At 73.6% G+C, this 15,133-nt stretch carries 14 protein-coding genes; 10 read left to right on the top strand and 4 right to left on the bottom strand.

Annotated elements, in window-relative coordinates:
- Window positions 1–148: 148 nt before the first annotated feature.
- The 7 genes from C1703_RS03030 to C1703_RS03000 all read left to right on the top strand — a co-directional run bounded on the left by C1703_RS03030 (window position 149) and on the right by C1703_RS03000 (window position 6,699).
- Window positions 149–1,273, top strand: coding sequence for a Gfo/Idh/MocA family oxidoreductase (locus C1703_RS03030; RefSeq protein ID WP_198678070.1), 1,125 nt, complete (start codon window positions 149–151; stop codon window positions 1,271–1,273).
- A complete protein-coding gene (locus tag C1703_RS03025) occupies window positions 1,270–2,196 on the top strand; it encodes a PmoA family protein (protein WP_114250406.1) in 927 nt (308 codons plus the stop codon). Before C1703_RS03030 ends, C1703_RS03025 begins: the two co-directional genes overlap by 4 nt.
- Complete coding sequence (locus C1703_RS03020; RefSeq protein WP_114250405.1) at window positions 2,190–2,951, top strand: cupin; 762 nt, start codon at window positions 2,190–2,192, stop codon at window positions 2,949–2,951. The genes C1703_RS03025 and C1703_RS03020 overlap by 7 nt, the downstream gene beginning before the upstream one ends.
- Window positions 2,952–3,018: 67 nt before the next feature.
- Complete coding sequence (locus C1703_RS03015) at window positions 3,019–4,302, top strand: ABC transporter substrate-binding protein (RefSeq protein ID WP_114250404.1); 1,284 nt, start codon at window positions 3,019–3,021, stop codon at window positions 4,300–4,302.
- The gene (locus C1703_RS03010; protein WP_114250403.1) at window positions 4,299–5,237 is read left to right on the top strand and encodes a sugar ABC transporter permease; all 939 of its coding nucleotides are present in this window, start codon (window positions 4,299–4,301) and stop codon (window positions 5,235–5,237) included. The genes C1703_RS03015 and C1703_RS03010 overlap by 4 nt, the downstream gene beginning before the upstream one ends.
- Window positions 5,234–6,100 (top strand): carbohydrate ABC transporter permease, encoded by an 867-nt coding sequence (locus C1703_RS03005; RefSeq protein ID WP_114250402.1) that lies wholly within the window; start codon window positions 5,234–5,236, stop codon window positions 6,098–6,100. Before C1703_RS03010 ends, C1703_RS03005 begins: the two co-directional genes overlap by 4 nt.
- A gap of 5 nt (window positions 6,101–6,105) precedes the next feature.
- On the top strand, window positions 6,106–6,699 hold the full coding sequence (locus tag C1703_RS03000; protein ID WP_114250401.1) for a hypothetical protein: 594 nt from the start codon (window positions 6,106–6,108) through the stop codon (window positions 6,697–6,699).
- 191 nt (window positions 6,700–6,890) lie between these two features.
- Here the strand turns inward: C1703_RS03000 and C1703_RS02995 are convergent, their stop codons facing one another.
- The 4 genes from C1703_RS02995 to C1703_RS02980 form a co-directional block, all read right to left on the bottom strand.
- Entirely contained in the window at window positions 6,891–7,592 is a 702-nt protein-coding gene (locus tag C1703_RS02995; protein ID WP_114250400.1) for a phosphatase PAP2 family protein, read from the bottom strand.
- Between the two features lie 135 nt (window positions 7,593–7,727).
- Window positions 7,728–8,801, bottom strand: a complete 1,074-nt coding sequence (locus C1703_RS02990) for an iron chelate uptake ABC transporter family permease subunit (RefSeq protein ID WP_114250399.1) — start codon at window positions 8,799–8,801, stop codon at window positions 7,728–7,730.
- A complete protein-coding gene (locus C1703_RS02985; protein ID WP_114250398.1) occupies window positions 8,798–9,862 on the bottom strand; it encodes an iron chelate uptake ABC transporter family permease subunit in 1,065 nt (354 codons plus the stop codon). Before C1703_RS02985 ends, C1703_RS02990 begins: the two co-directional genes overlap by 4 nt.
- On the bottom strand, window positions 9,852–11,483 hold the full coding sequence (locus C1703_RS02980; RefSeq protein WP_114250397.1) for an AMP-binding protein: 1,632 nt from the start codon (window positions 11,481–11,483) through the stop codon (window positions 9,852–9,854). Before C1703_RS02980 ends, C1703_RS02985 begins: the two co-directional genes overlap by 11 nt.
- Before the next feature lie 130 nt (window positions 11,484–11,613).
- Between C1703_RS02980 and C1703_RS02975 the strand changes: the two genes are divergently transcribed.
- Genes C1703_RS02975 through C1703_RS02965 form a run of 3 tightly spaced genes read left to right on the top strand, consistent with a single transcriptional unit; the run spans window position 11,614 to window position 15,090 of the window.
- Entirely contained in the window at window positions 11,614–12,957 is a 1,344-nt protein-coding gene (locus C1703_RS02975; protein ID WP_114250396.1) for a salicylate synthase, read from the top strand.
- Window positions 12,958–12,965: 8 nt separating this feature from the next.
- Window positions 12,966–14,255 (top strand): enterobactin transporter EntS, encoded by a 1,290-nt coding sequence (gene entS / locus C1703_RS02970; RefSeq protein ID WP_114250395.1) that lies wholly within the window; start codon window positions 12,966–12,968, stop codon window positions 14,253–14,255.
- Window positions 14,256–14,277: 22 nt separating this feature from the next.
- A complete protein-coding gene (locus C1703_RS02965; RefSeq protein WP_114250394.1) occupies window positions 14,278–15,090 on the top strand; it encodes an alpha/beta hydrolase in 813 nt (270 codons plus the stop codon).
- Window positions 15,091–15,133: the final 43 nt, after the last annotated feature.

Raw genomic sequence — 15,133 nt, 5'->3', positions numbered from 1 at the left:
TCTCCGCCCCGAGCTGGGAGAACGCGCGCGCAGACCTTGTGCAGGTCCGTGCAGGGGGGTTGTCCAGACATTCTCTCGCGCCTAGGGTCACCTTCCGAGTGCAAGCGCTTTCCAAGCGTGTGTCCGCCGGCCGTCCGAGGAGCGCCGCATGTCCGTGTCCCCAGGGTCTCCCACCCGCCGCCGCGTGGCCGTCGTCGGCACCGGAGCCATCGTCAGCGGCAGCCACCTGCCCGCGCTGCGGGCCCACTCCGACCGGGTGGAACTGGTCGCCGCCGTCGACGTGGACCAGGAGCGGCTCGACGCCTTCCGCGAGCTGGCCGGCGAGCAGGTCGCCGGGTACACCTCGGTGGACGCGATGCTGGACGCCGCACGCCCCGACCTGGTCCTCATCGGCACGCCGCCCTCCCTGCACCGGGACCAGACGGTGGCCGCGCTCAAGGCCGGTGCCTGGGTGCTGTGCGAGAAGCCGCTCACCCTGTCGCTCGCCGAGTACGACGAGATCGCCGCCGCCGAGGAGGCCTCGGGCGCCTACGCGGCGGTCGTCTTCCAGCACCGCTACGGCTCCGGCGCCGTACACGCCCGCGAGCTGATCACCAGCGGCGAACTGGGCGCCCCGCTCGTCGCGCACTGCCAGACCACCTGGCACCGGGACGCCGCCTACTACGCGGTGCCGTGGCGCGGGAAGTGGGCCAGTGAGGGCGGCGGCCCCACCATGGGCCACGGCATCCACCAGTACGACCTGATGCTGCACCTGCTCGGCGAGTGGGAGGAGATCCGCGCCATGGCCGCCCGGCTCGTCCACGACACCGAGAGCGAGGACGTCTCCACCGCCCTGGTGCGCTTCAGGAGCGGCGCCCTCGCCACCGTCGTCAACAGCGTGCTCTCCCCGGACGAGGTCAGCCGCATCCGCATCGACTGCGCCGACGCCACCGTCGAACTCACCCACCTGTACGGCCACAGCAACGACAGCTGGGTCTACACCCCGGCCCCGCACGTCGCCTCCGACCGCGCCATCGCCTGGCGCACCCCCGCGCACGACGTGCCGAGCTCGCACACGGCCCAGCTCGGCGCGCTCCTCGACGCCTACGACAGCGGCACCCGGCCGCCGGGCAGCGGTCAGGAGGCCCGCGCCACCCTCGAGTTCGCCGCCGCCCTGTACAAGGCGGCGTTCACCGGCCGATCCGTGCACGCGGGGGAGATCGGCCCCGGCGACCCCTTCTACGAGGCCATGCACGGCGAGTACCCCGACTGGGCCCCCAAGGAGCGCGCATGAGCATCCGCGTCACCCACACCCACGGCGAGGACATCGCCGTCACGGCGGCGAACGGCACGGAGATCCTCCGCTACGTCTACCGCCCCGACCCGGACCCCTTCGAGTCCCGCAAGCCCTACGCCCATCCCGTGCGCACCCTGTCCGGCCGCACGGTCACCGGCTACCGCCCGAACGACCACCGCTGGCACAAGGGCCTGCAGATGACGGCGAGTCATCTGTCCGGCCAGAACTTCTGGGGCGGCAACTGCTACGTCCACGGCCAGGGCTACCTCCGCCTGCCGGAACGGGTCGGCTCGATGCGGCACGACGGCTTCTCCGCCTTCACCGTCGACGAGGACCGCCTCTCCTTCACCGAGGACCTCACCTGGCTCGAGAACGGCGGCCAGGAGTGGGCGCACGAGGCGCGGTCGCTGACCGTGCACTCGGTGGACGAGGAGACCGGCTCCTGGGCCCTCGACTGGTCGATCCGGCTCACCAACACCCGCTCCGAACCCCTGGCCTTCGGCTCCCCGACCACCGCGGGCCGCGAGATGGCCGGCTACACCGGACTCCAGTGGCGCGGCCCGCGCGACTTCACCGGCGGCACGGTCTTCGCCCCGGACACCGACGCCGACGCCGGCAAGCTCATGGGCAGCCAGGGCCCCTGGCTCGCCTTCACCACCGAGCACGACGACGTCGACGGCCACTCCACCCTGGTCTTCGCGCACGCCCCCGAGAACCTCGACGAGACGTCCGCCATCCACGAGTCCCACTGGTTCGTCCGCTCCGAGCCGTTCCCGACGGTCGCCTTCTCCTGGGCGTTCTTCGAGGAGTTCGAGCTGCCGCCGGGCGAGTCCTTCGCGTACCGCTACCGCATCCTCGTCGCCGACGGCGCCTGGGACCGCGACCGGGTCGGCACCCACCTCGGGAGCCTGCCGTGGTGAGCGAACCGAAACCGGCTCTTCCGCACCCCCTGCCCGGAGCGGTCGGACTGTCCCACCTGAGCGCCTACGACTGGGAGGCCGCCGACGGCGTCTGCGGCGGCAGCCCCCACCTGCACCTGGTGTGCACCGAGGCGTACGTCGTCACCGGCGGCCGGGGCGCGGTCCAGACGCTGAGCCCCGACGGCTACCGGGACATCCCCCTCGCGGCCGGCTCCGTCGCCTGGTTCACGCCGGGCACCGTGCACCGCATGGTGCAGGGCGGCGATCTGCGCATCACCGTGCTGATGCAGAACAGCGGCCTGCCCGAGGCCGGGGACGCCGTGTTCACCTTCCCGCCCGAGGTGCTCGCCGACCCGGAGAGGTACGCCGCCGCGGCGGCCCTGCCGCCCGGCACCGGACCGGAGACCGCGGCGGCCGCCCGGCGCCGCAGGGACCTCGCCGTCGAGGGCTACCTCGCCCTGCGCGAGGCGCTCGTCGCCGGGGACAACGGCCCCTACCGGGAGTTCCAGCGGGCCGCCGCCCGCCTCGTGCGCGACAAGGTGCCCACCTGGCGCGCCCTGTGGCGGGCGGGCGCCCTCGCCACCGCCGAACGCACCGGCGCCCAGCTCGACGCGCTGGCCGCCGGCGAGCCCGCCTACCTCGGCGAGGCCACCGCCCACGAGGCGGCGCCCACCCGGCTCGGCGGCTTCGGCATGTGCGGCCGCCGCGACGAGTACGCGCTGCCGGGCACCACGCTGCCGTACCAGGCGGAGTAGCCGCACACCGAGCGAGGGGGGACCTGGGGGGTCTCGACCCATCTCCGAGGAGAGGAGTGACCTCGGCATGCCCGGACACAGGACAAAGGGGTTCTGCGCGTCGGCCGCCGCACTGGCACTGTGCGCCGTGCTGGCGGGCTGCGGAGGACCCGGCGAGTCCGCCGACGGCGGCAAGGTCGTGCTGCGCTACACGTGGTGGGGCAACCCCGACCGCGCGGAACGCACCGAGCAGGCCGTCGCGCTGTTCGAGAAACAGCATCCGAACGTCGACGTGACGACGTCGTTCTCCGGCTACGACGCCTACAAGCAGAAGCTCGCCACCCAGGCCGCCGGCGGCGACGCCCCGGACGTGATGCAGCTGGACTACCGCCAGATCGACCAGTACGCCTCCGGCGGCGTCCTGCTCGACCTCGGCAAGCAGAAGTCCGTCCTGCGCACCTCCGAGATCGACCCGGGACTGCTCGCCACCGGCCGCGTCGACGACGTCCAGTACGCCATCCCACAGGGCCGCGGCACCGAGACCGTCGCCTACGACGTCCAGACCTGGAAGAAGTCGGGCGTGCCCCTGCCCGGCAAGAGCTGGACCTGGAGCCAGTGGGCCGACACCATGCGCGCCCTCGCGAAGAAGACCGGCAAACCGGGGGCGACCGACCCGGGCCAGAGCGAGGACGCCTTCGAGGTCTGGCTGCGCGGCCAGGGCAAGGCCCTCTACACCGAAGACGGCGGGCTCGGCTTCACCGCCGCCGACCTCACCCGCTGGTGGACCTTCACCGACCAACTGCGCCGCGAGGGCGCCGTCTCGCCCGCCGAGCAGACCACCCAGCTCGACGGCTCCGTCGAGAACACCCCGCTGGGACGCGGCAAGTCCGTCACCGACGCCAACTGGGACGCCCCCGCGAGCGGATTCCTCGCCCTCGTCCCGACCGGCGTCGCCCTCGCCCCCATGCCGACCGGCGAGGACGGCACACCCGGCCAGTACTTCAAGCCGTCCATGTTCCTCGGCGTCTCCGCCCACACCGCCCACCCCGAGGAGGCGGCCCAGCTCCTCGACTTCATGATCAACAACCGGGAGGCGGCGAAGATCCTCGGCGCGAGCCGAGGCATCCCCGTCAACGAGACGATCCGCGACGAGATCGGCCCGCGGCTGAAGGACTTCGACAAGACCATCGCCGACTACCAGGCATCCCTGGAGGGCAAGCTCAAGGACCCGCCCCAGGCCCCGCCCGCGGGTGACAACGCCCTCCAGAGCACCTTCCAGCGCGACTACGACCAGGTGTCCTACGCGCGCATGTCGCCCCGCGAGGCGGCCGAGAACTACATCACCGAGGCGAAGGCGGAGCTGAGGTCATGACCACCACCGCGATCCCCGCGGAGGCGAAGCGCGCCCCCGCACCCGCCCCGGAACGCCGCCCCAAGCGCGAACGCGAGGGCGCCGCCTGGGTGTTCCTCTCCCCGTGGGTCCTCGGCGCGGTCGTCCTGACGCTGCTGCCGATGGCCGTGTCGCTGTACCTGTCGTTCACCGACTACGACCTGTTCACCCCGCCGAAGTGGGTGGGCCTGCGCAACTACGTGCAGATGTTCACCGAGGACCCCCGCTACTGGCGCTCCGTCGTGACGACCCTGACGTACGTCGTCATCGCCGTGCCCCTGCAACTGGCCCTCGCCCTCGTCGTGGCGCTCGCCCTGAAGGGCATGAAACGCGGCAAGGCCTTCTACCGCTCCGCGTTCTACGCGCCCTCCCTGCTCGGCGCGTCGATGTCGATCGCCCTGGTCTGGCGGGCGATCTTCAACGACGGCGGCACCGTGGACCACCTGTTCGGCACCGGCGGCTGGGTCAACAAGCCCGGCTGGGCACTGCTCGCCGTCGCCCTGCTGACGGTGTGGCAGTTCGGCGCGCCGATGGTCATCTTCCTCGCCGGGCTCCAGCAGATCCCCGCCGAGCTGTACGAGGCGGCGGCGTGCGACGGGGCCTCGAAGTGGCGTCAGTTCCTGTCGGTCACCGTGCCGATGCTCTCCCCGGTGATCTTCTTCAACCTGGTCCTGCAGACCATCCAGGCCTTCCAGGTGTTCACACCCGCCTTCGCGGTCAGCGCCGGCAAGGGCGGACCCGCCGACTCGACCCTCGTCTACACCATGTACCTCTACGACCGCGGCTTCGTCGCCTCCCACATGGGATACGCCTCCGCCATGGCCTGGGTGCTGCTCGTCGTGATCGGCGCCGTCACGGCGGTGCTGTTCCGCACCTCGCGCTCCTGGGTCTTCTACGCCTCCGAGGGGGACCGATGACCGCCGTCCCGACCACCGCGCCCCGCAAGCCCGTCCGCTGGGGCCGCCTCGCCCTGCACCTCGGCTGCCTGGCCGCCCTGCTGGTGATGCTCTACCCGCTGGCCTGGCTGCTGGCCACCTCGCTCAAGCCCGCCGACGAGGTCATCGCCAGCCTGAACCTGCTCCCGAGCCACCTGGAGTGGTCGAACTACACCACCGCCCTGGAGGGCGTGAACGACGTCTCCATCTGGCGGCTGCTCGGCAACTCCCTGCTCATCGCGGGCGGCGCGGTCCTCGGCAACGTCATCAGCTGCTCACTGGCCGCCTACGCCTTCGCCCGGCTGCGGTTCCGGCTGCGCGGGCCGCTGTTCGCCTTCATGATCGCGACGATCATGCTGCCGCACCACGCGGTGCTGATCCCGCAGTACATCATCTTCAACCAGCTCGGCCTGGTGAACACCTACTGGCCGCTGATCCTGCCGAAGTTCCTCGCCACCGAGGCGTTCTTCGTCTTCCTCATCGTGCAGTTCATGCGCGGGCTGCCGCGCGAGCTGGAGGAGGCGGCCCGGATCGACGGCTGCGGCCCGTTCCGCAGCTTCTTCCAGGTCGTGCTGCCGCTCACCCGGCCGGCCCTGATCACCACCGCCATCTTCACGTTCATCTGGACCTGGAACGACTTCTTCACCCAGCTCATCTACCTCTTCGACCCGGACAAGTTCACGCTGACGCTCGCGCTGCGGTCCTTCGTGGACGCCTCCAGCACCTCCGCCTTCGGCCCGATGTTCGCCCTGTCGGTGATCGCGCTGCTGCCGATCGTGCTGTTCTTCCTCGCCTTCCAGCGGTTCCTGGTGGAGGGCATGGCCAGCTCCGGACTGAAGGGGTGAGCGGGATGCCGACACGTGAGGCAGGCGAGGTGTTCGGGCCGCGCATGACCCTGTTCGCGGACGTGCTGAGCGTCGGACTCGTCACCTCGGTGGCGTGCCTGCCGCTGGTGACGGCCCCGGCCGCGCTGTCGACGGCGTGCGCCGTGCTGCGCGGGGCCGGGCAGGACCGGCCGGTCACGGCCGGACGGTACGTCGCCCTGCTGCGCGAGCGCCTGCGGGCCGGTGACCTGCTGGCGGGAGCCGTCGCGCTGGCGGGCCTGCTGCTGCTCGCCGCGGACCTGGCGCTGGCCGGGGCGGGGCTGCCCGGGGCGCCGCTGTTCGCGGTGGCCGCCGCCGGCATCGGCACGTGCGCCGCGGTCGTCGGCCTGCGCGCCTGCGGACGCCCCGAGTCGGTCACCGACTGGCGGGCGGCGCTGCGCGGGGCCGTGCGGGACGCAGTGGCGGACGTGGGCGGCAGCGGCCTGGTGCTGCTCGCCGTGGCGACGGCCGCGCTGTGCGCCTGGATGCTGCTGCCGCTGGCCTTCCTGGTCCCCGGGCCGCTGGCCCTGGCGCTCACGGCCGTCGACATCCGGCGGCCCGCCGCCGTTCCCGTTCCCTAGCCGGGCGTCGAGGGGCGGTCAGCCGGGCGTCGTGGGGCGGTCAGCCGGGCGATCGGCGGGCGCTCAGCCGGGCATCGGGGGGCGCTCAGCCGGGCGTCGAGAGGTCCTCGGGGCGGCTCGGGTGTGAGCGCCCCGAGGAGGCGGTCATCCTCCTGCCCTGACCTCCCGCGGCGCGAGGGGCGGGCCGCCGCTCACCGGCGCAGGGAGTCCGCGATGCCGATGCGCGGCCAGGAGCGGGCGGCCGCGAGGAGCGCCTGCGTCTTCGCCGAGGGGGTGGCGGCTGCCGCCGCCAGCGCCGCCGCGGCGCTCGCTATGCCGAGGACCGCGCCCGCGGCCACGTCGCCCGGATAGTGCACGCCGGTGTGGATGCGGGAGTAGCCGACGGCGCCCGCCAGCGCCCCGAGCGGCACCGCCGCCGGAGGCAGGACCACGCCGACGGCGGTGGCGAACGCGACCGCCGACGCCGTGTGCCCGGAGGGGAACGAGGCCGACGTCGGCATCTTGACGTGCCGGTCCACCGTCACCCGGGCGGCCTCCCGGTCCGGACGGGCCCGGCGCACCAGGCGCTTGCCGAGCAGGTTGGCGGAGGCCGAGGCCACGGCGATCGCGCCGACGCCGGCGACGGCGGCCCGGCGCGGCCGCTTGCCGGCCAGTGCCAGGGCGGCGGCGATGGTGAACGAGATCTTCGAGTGGTCCGCCGCGTGGGACAGGTGGCGCAGCGTCCGGTCGAGGGTGGGCGTGGGGGTGGCGGCCACCGCCGCGTACAGGGCGCCGTCCACGGCCCTGAGGTCGCCCATGACGGCGCCCAGGAGCCGGCCGGGCCCACCCGAGGGCTTCCCGGCCTTCGGGAGCGGACGGAGGGCGTCCGCGTCTGTGGTCGTCGGATCGGTCATGTGCTTCTCCCCGCAGTGGCCTTCCCAGCAAGGTACCGGCTCACGCCGGGCGCACGCTCGGCACCCCCGCGAGCCGGTACCTGCCGAGTGCCCAGGCGACGCCGGGCCATCTGCCCCGATGCGGCCCCGCGGTGCTCAGATGCGGCCGGCCCGTCGCTGGCGGCGCAGCAGGAGGCCCAGGTACACGCCGCCGACCACCGCGGTCACGACGCCGACCGGGAGCTGGGCCGACTCGTGGAGGTGCTGGGAGGCGAAGTCCGCGGTGACCACGAGCAGGGCGCCGGTGCAGGTGGCGGCGAGGAGGTTCGGGCCGGGCTGCCGGGTGAGGCGCCGGGCGAGCTGGGGTGCGATGAGGGCGACGAACGGGATCGGGCCGGCCGCCGCGGTGGCGACCGCGCAGGACGCCGTGGCCAGGACGAGCATCACCAGCCGGGTGCGCTGCACGGACACCCCGAGCCCGCCCGCGACGTCGTCGCCCATCTCCAGGATCTTCAGCCGGCCCGCCACGCACACGATGAGCGGCAGGACCACCAGCAGCCCGAGCGCGGCGGGCCGCACGTCCTGCCAACCCCGGCCGTTGAGGCTGCCGTTGAGCCACACCATGGCCTGCGCGGCCTCGGTGAACCGCGCCTTGGCCAGCAGATAGGCGTTGACGCCCTGGAGCAGGGCGCTGACGCCGATGCCGACGAGGACGAGCCGGAAGCCGTGGATGCCGTGCCGCCACGCGAGGACGTAGACCAGGACGGCGGTCGCCAGGCCCCCGCCCACCGCCCCGAGCGCGACCTGGCCGCCGGTGCCGCCCGCGACCAGGACGACGAGCAGACCGCCGGTGGCCGAGCCGTAGGTGAAGCCGACGATGTCGGGGCTGCCGAGGGGGTTGCGGGACAGGCTCTGGAAGAGCGCGCCGCTCACCCCGAGGGCGGCTCCGACGAGGATGCCGGTGAGCAGCCGCGGCAGCCGCAGTTCGCCCACGACGAAGTCGGTCCGGCGGCTGCCGTTGCCCAGCAGGGTGCGGACCACGTCCGCCGGGGAGATCGCGTACTCGCCGGTGCCCAGGGCGAGGACGCCCACCCCGGCCGTGGCGGCCAGCACGAGCAGGCAGACCGTGAGGGCGCGCACGTCCAGCCGCAGGGAAAGGCGGTGGGAGCGGCTCCGTACGACGTGGGTCCGGGCGGGGAGCCCGGCGGGCGCGGCTGTGCGTGTCGTCATGCGGCCACCACCCTGCGGTGCCGTACCAGCGCGATGAACACCGGCGCCCCGACGACCGCCGTGACCACGCCCGCGTCGAGTTCGTCGGGACGGACGGCGACCCGGCCGAGGACGTCCGCGAACAGCAGCAGCGCCGGGGCCAGGAGCAGCGACAGCGGGAGCGTCCAGCGCTGGTCGGCGCCGGCGATCATGCGGGCGATGTGCGGGACGGCGAGACCCACGAACACCAGGGGGCCGACGGCCGAGGTCGCCGCGCCGCACAGCAGTGTGACGGCGAGCAGCCCGAGGAAGCGGGTGCGGTGCAGATGGGCGCCGAGCGAGCGGGCGGCGTCGTCGCCGAGGGCCATCGCGTTGAGCGGCCGGACCAGGCCGAGCGCCAGCAGCAGGCCCACGACGACGAACGGCGTGATGGTCGTCAGCGTGGCGCTGTCGGCCCGGGCGAGCGAGCCCACGCTCCAGAACCGCAGCTGGTCCAGGGCCTGCGCGTCGAGCAGCATCAGGGTCTGGCTGATCCCGGTGAACACCGCGGCGATCACCGCGCCGCCGAGCGCGAGCCGTTCGGGCGTGGCGCCGCCGCGTCCGCCCGAGGCCAGCGTGTACACGAGCAGTCCCGCCACCACCGCGCCCGCCAGGGCGAACCACACCGAGGCCCACAGGCTGGTCAGGCCCAGCACGGTGAGGGACAGGACGACGCCGGTGGCGGCCCCGGCGTTGACGCCGAGCAGGCCGGGATCGGCCAGCGGGTTGCGGGTGAGCGCCTGGATGAGCGCGCCCGCGACACCGAGGGCGGCGCCCGCGGCGATCCCGGCCAGGGTGCGCGGCACCCGCACGTCCCAGATGACGGAGGCGGCGGTCGAGCCGTCGTCGTGCCGCAGCGCGTCCACCACGACGGAGACCGGCAGCGACCGCGACCCGATGGCCAGGCTGAGCAGGACGGCCGCGAGGAGCAGCAGCAGGGCGCCCAGGACGGCGAGGGTGCGGGTGGTGGCGGTCCGGCGGCGGGCGGGCGGCGCCGGGGAGGGCTTCTCCGGGCGGGCCGGAGCGGTGGTCTCAGCCGGCACCGCTGCCCTCCGCGCGCAGCAGGGCGGCGATCCTGCGGCCCAGTTCCTTCTTGTCGGTCTTGCCGACAGAGGTCCTGGGGAAGGCGTCGGCCACCTCCACCCGGTCGGGCAGCTTGTAGGCGGCGACGCCCCGCTCGGTGAGGAACGCGGCCAGCTCCCGCTGGGTGGGGACCGTGCCACCGCGGGGCACGAGGTAGGCGCAGGTGCGTTCGCCCATGGTCGCGTCGGGCATGCCGACCACGGCCGCGTCGTGCACGGCGGGGTGGGCGAGGAGGTGGTTCTCCAGTTCCTCGGCGGAGATCTTGTCGCCGCCCCGGTTGATCTGGTCCTTGGCCCGGCCCTCGACGACCAGGTGCCCGGAGGGCAGGACGCGCACCAGGTCGCCGGTGCGGTAGTAGCCGTCGGCGGTGAAGGAGCGGGCGTTGTGCGCGGGCGCCCGGTAGTAGCCGCGCAGGGTGTAGGGGCCGCGGGTGAGCAGCTCACCGGTGGCGCCGGGCGGCACGTCGTGCCCGTCCTCGTCGACGACGCGGATCTCGTCGGCCGGGGACAGCGGGCGGCCCTGGGTCCCGGCGACCAGCTCCGGCGGGTCGTCCAGGCGCGTGTAGTTGAGCAGGCCCTCGGCCATGCCGAAGACCTGCTGGAGGGCGCAGCCGAGGGCGGGGCCGACCCGGGCCGCGGGTTCGGCGCCCAGCTTGGAGCCGCCGACCTGGAGCAGCCGCAGCGACGACAGGTCGGCCTCCTCCCACTCCACGGCGTCCAGCCACAGCAGGGCGATCGGCGGGACCACGGCGGTGGCGGTGACCCCCTCCCGCTCGATCAGCGCGAAGGCGTCCTCGGGGCTCGGCGTGGGGGAGAGGACGACGGTGCCGCCGGCGTACAGCGTGCCGAGCAGTCCGGGGCAGGCGAGCGCGAAGTTGTGCGCGGTCGGCAGCACCACCAGGTAGACGGTGGAGCTGTCGAAGCCGCAGACCTCGGCGCTGGCGCGGACGTTGTAGGCGTAGTCGTCGTGGGTGCGGGGGATGAGTTTGGGCTTGCCCGTGGTGCCGCCGGACAGCAGCAGCACGGCCACGTCGGAGGGGTCGGGCACGGGCAGGGGGACCGGGTCGGCGTCGACCTCGTCCAGCGCGGTGAACTCCGCGGGATCACCGGCCACCAGGACGTGCTCCACGCGGGGCACGGCCTTGCGGACGGCCCGGGCGAGGGCCCGGTGGTCGAAGTGGTCGTGCGTGTCGGGGATCGCGTACGCCTTGGCGCCGGAGGTCTCGGCGACGTGGACGATCTCGCTCTCGCGGTGCGCGGGCAGCGTGAGCACCGGTATCGCACCCGCCCGCAGCAGCGCGAAGAACAGCACCACGAAGGCGTCCGTGTTGGGGAGTTGGACCACCACGCGGTCCCCGGCGCCGATGCCGAGCCGCCGCAGTCCCGCGGCCTGGCGGTCGGCGCGGGCGTCGAGTGCGGCGTACGACCACCGCTCGCCCTCAGCGTCCACCAGCGCGATCCGCTCCGGGTCGCGTTCGGCGCGGTCCCGCAGCAGCCGGTCGAGCGGCCGGCCCTCCCAGAACCCCTCGGCCCGATACCTCCGCGCGACCTCTTCCGGCCAGGGCACCCAACCGTCGAGCATCCTCAACTCCCGCCTGCTGTTTAGGAAAGGCTTCCCTAATGGAAGATCGGGGTCAAGCCTGGACGAGACTCCGACGCGGAGGCTAGGGTCGTGCCTTAGGTTAGGTTAACCTAAGCTCGGGAGGTAGGCGTTGCTGCGGTACCGGAGCGCGCGGACGGAACTGCCGGGAGACCCCGTCCTGCTGGCCGCCAGGCTGGCCGAGTCGGAACTGTTCGACCAGTACGTGGTCTACGAGAGGGAAGGCGAGTGGTGGTTCGCCGGAGACGCGCTCGGTGAGGTCGTGGTCGACCGCTCCGAGGTCCGTCGCCGCTGGCTCTCCGAGGACGCCGCGGTCCCGCTCGGACCGCACCCCCTGCGCCAAGTCCAGGAACAGCTCGACCGGATGGCCGTCGAGGGCTGGCACGCCTTCGGCTGGATGGCCTACGAGTTCGCGCACCTGAACGCCGGCCGCCCCGACCGGGCCGGGGACGCGCGGTTGCTCCATCTCGTCGTCCCGCACAGCGAGGTGAGGCTCCGTCAGGGCGAGGCCGAGGTGCGCAGCACCGACCCGGAGACGCTGGAGGCGTTACTCCGGCTGCTGGCCGAACCCGTTCCCCGGACCACCGTCGAGGCCCGGCCGATCGACGTGGCGGACACCGCCGGCACCTACCCCGGCCTCGTCGCCCGCGCGATCGAGGAGATACGGGCCGGTGAACTCCAGAAAGTCATCCTCTCCCGGACCGTCCCGGTGCCGTACCCGGTCGACTTCACCGCCACCTACGTGCACGGCAGGTCCCACAACACCCCCGCCCGCTCCTACCTGATGAACCTCGGCGGACGCCGGGTCGTCGGCTTCAGCCCCGAGACCGTCGCCGAGGTCGGCGCGGACGGCCGGGCCCTCACCCAGCCGCTCGCCGGCACCCGCGCCCGGGGCCTCGGCGAGCAGGAGGACGAACGGCTGCGCGCCGAACTCCTCGCCGACCCCAAGGAGATCTCCGAGCACGTGCTCTCCGTGAAACTGGCGGAGGAGGAGATGGCCACCGTGTGCCGCCCGGGCACCGTCTCCGTGCGCGACCTGCTGAGCGTGCGCCGGCGCGGCAGCGTCCAGCACCTCGGCTCCAGCGTGCACGGACTGCTCGCCGAGAACACCACCGCCTGGGACGTGCTGCGCGCCGTCTTCCCGGCCGTCACCGCCTCCGGCATCCCCAAGGCACCGGCGTACGACTGCATCGCCCGGCTGGAGGAGGAGCCGCGCGGCATCTACAGCGGCGCGGCCCTCATGGCGGGCAGCGACGGCTCGCTCGACGCCGCCCTGGTCCTGCGCAGCCTCTTCGAGGAGGACGGCCGCACCTGGCTGCGGGCCGGCGCCGGTATCCTCGCCGGGTCGACGCCCGCCCGGGAGCTGGAGGAGACCTGCGAGAAACTCCGCAGCGTCGCCCCCTACGTCGTCCCCGCGCAACCGGCGCCGCTCGCCGCGCCGTCCCTGAGGAGTTAGGTGCGAAGGTGCGACTGGGAGAAGTCGTCGTCGATGTCACCCCCCTGAGAGCGAGCAGGCACTTCCGGCTGCTGTTCGCCACCCAGGCGATCTCCATGCTGGGCACGCACCTCACCTCGGTCGCGGCCAGCATCCAGGTCTACGAACTGACCGGCTCGTCGGTCCAAGTCGGTCTGATGAGCCTGTCGTTGGGCCTGTCGCTGCTGGTCGGGCTGGTCGCGGGCGGGGTGCTCGCCGACCGGGTCGACCGGCGCCGGATCGTGCTCGTCACCCGGGCCGCGACCGCCGTGGTGATCACCGGCCTGGCGGTGAACGCGGCCCTGCCCGACCCGCAGTTGTGGTTCGTGTTCGTTGCCGCCGTCCTCGCGGGCGGCGCCAGTGGTCTCGGCGGACCCGCCCTGATGGCCGCCGCCCCGGCCCTGGTCGCGCCGGGCCAACTCGCCGCAGCCGGGGCGCTGATGACCCTCACCGCCCAGCTCGGCGCCATGGCCGGGCCCTCCCTCGCGGGCGTCATCGCGGCCGGGCCGGGCGTCGCGCTGTGCTTCGCGGCCGACGCCGTCATCTACGTCGTGGGTCTCGCCCTGCTCGCCCCGCTGCCCCGCCTCGCGCCCGAGGGGGCCGGGGAGCCACAGCACCCGCTGAAGGCCATGGGGGAGGGGCTGCGCTTCCTGCGGGGCAACCAGGTCGTCGCCGGGCTGCTGCTGATCGACGTGTGCGCCGTGGTCTTCGCCATGCCGTACGCGCTGTTCCCGGAACTCGGCACCGAGCACTTCGGCGGCGGCCCCTCCACCGTCGGCCTCCTCTACACCGCCCCCGCCGTCGGCTCGTTCTGCGGGGCCCTGGCCAGCGGCTGGACAGGCCGGATCCACCACACCGGACGCGCCCTGATCGGCGCGGTCGCGCTGTGGGGCCTGGCGATCACTTGCTTCGGCCTGAGCCCGAGCCTGTGGAGCGCGCTGGTCTTCCTGGCCCTGGCGGGCCTCGGCGACACCGTCTCCGAGATTCTGCGCCGGGCCCTGCTCCAGCACTACACGCCGGACCGTCTCCAGGGCCGGGTCGGCAGCCTCTGGCTCGCCCAGGCCACCGCCGGCCCCTCCGTCGGCAATGTGGAGGCCGGCCTGGTGGCCCGGGCGCTCGGCTCCTCGGCCGGCGCCGCCGTCGTCGGCGGAGTGGTGTGCCTGGCCGGAGTGGCGGCGGTCGCCCTCGTCCTGCCGGGGCTGCGCAAGGCCACCCTCCAGGGGCCGCCCGCCGGTGACGGACGCGCGGCGCCCGCCGAGACGTCACCCGCCGCCGACTGACCCCGCGCCCGCGAGGAGGGCCATGCCGAGCACGACCATCGACGGAGTCCGGATCCACTACGACGACACCGGTCACGGCGAGCCCGTGCTCCTGGTCATGGGCCAGGGCGCCCGGGGGCGCGCCTGGCACCTCCACCAGGTGCCCGCCCTGGTCGAGGCCGGACACCGCGTGGTCACCTTCGACAACCGGGGCGTCCCGCCGAGCGACGAGTGCCCCGGGGGCTTCACCGTCGACGACCTCGTGGCCGACACCGCGGGTCTCATCGAGCACCTCGGCCTCGCCCCCTGCCGCGTCGTCGGCGTCTCCATGGGGGCGTACGTCGTCCAGGAGCTGATGCTGCGCCGCCCCCGGCTCGTGCGGCAGGGCGTGCTGATGGCCACCCGAGGGAGGACCGACGCCCTGCGCGCCGCCACCGCCGCGGCCGAACGCGCCCTGTACGACAGCGGGGTGGAGCTGCCCCCTGCCTACGCGGCCTGGGTGCGGGCCGTGCGGAACCTCTCGCCCGCCACCCTTGACGACGAACAGCGGGTCCGGGACTGGCTGGAGCTCTTCGAGCTGTCGCCGGAGCCCGCCGGGCCGGGTGTCAGGGCCCAGCTCGACCTGGAGGTCTCCGAGGGGCGGCTCGACGCCTACCGGGCGATCGACGTGCCCTGCCTGGTGATCGGCTTCGCGGACGACCTCGTCCTGCCGCCCCGTCTGAGCCGTGAGGTCGCCGAGGCCGTCCCCGGCGCCCTCTACCAGGAGATCAAGGGCTGCGGCCACTACGGCTATCTGGAGCGCCCGGACGAAGTGAACCGCGTGCTCCTGGAGTTCTTCCGCAACTGTTCCGCGTAGCCGTTCTTCCCGACACGGCGATGTTGATTTAGGTTAGCCTCAC

Source organism: Streptomyces sp. Go-475 (assembly GCF_003330845.1).
In the GTDB taxonomy this organism is placed as follows: Bacteria; Actinomycetota; Actinomycetes; order Streptomycetales; family Streptomycetaceae; genus Streptomyces.
This window is presented reverse-complemented; position numbering and strand designations above follow the sequence as displayed.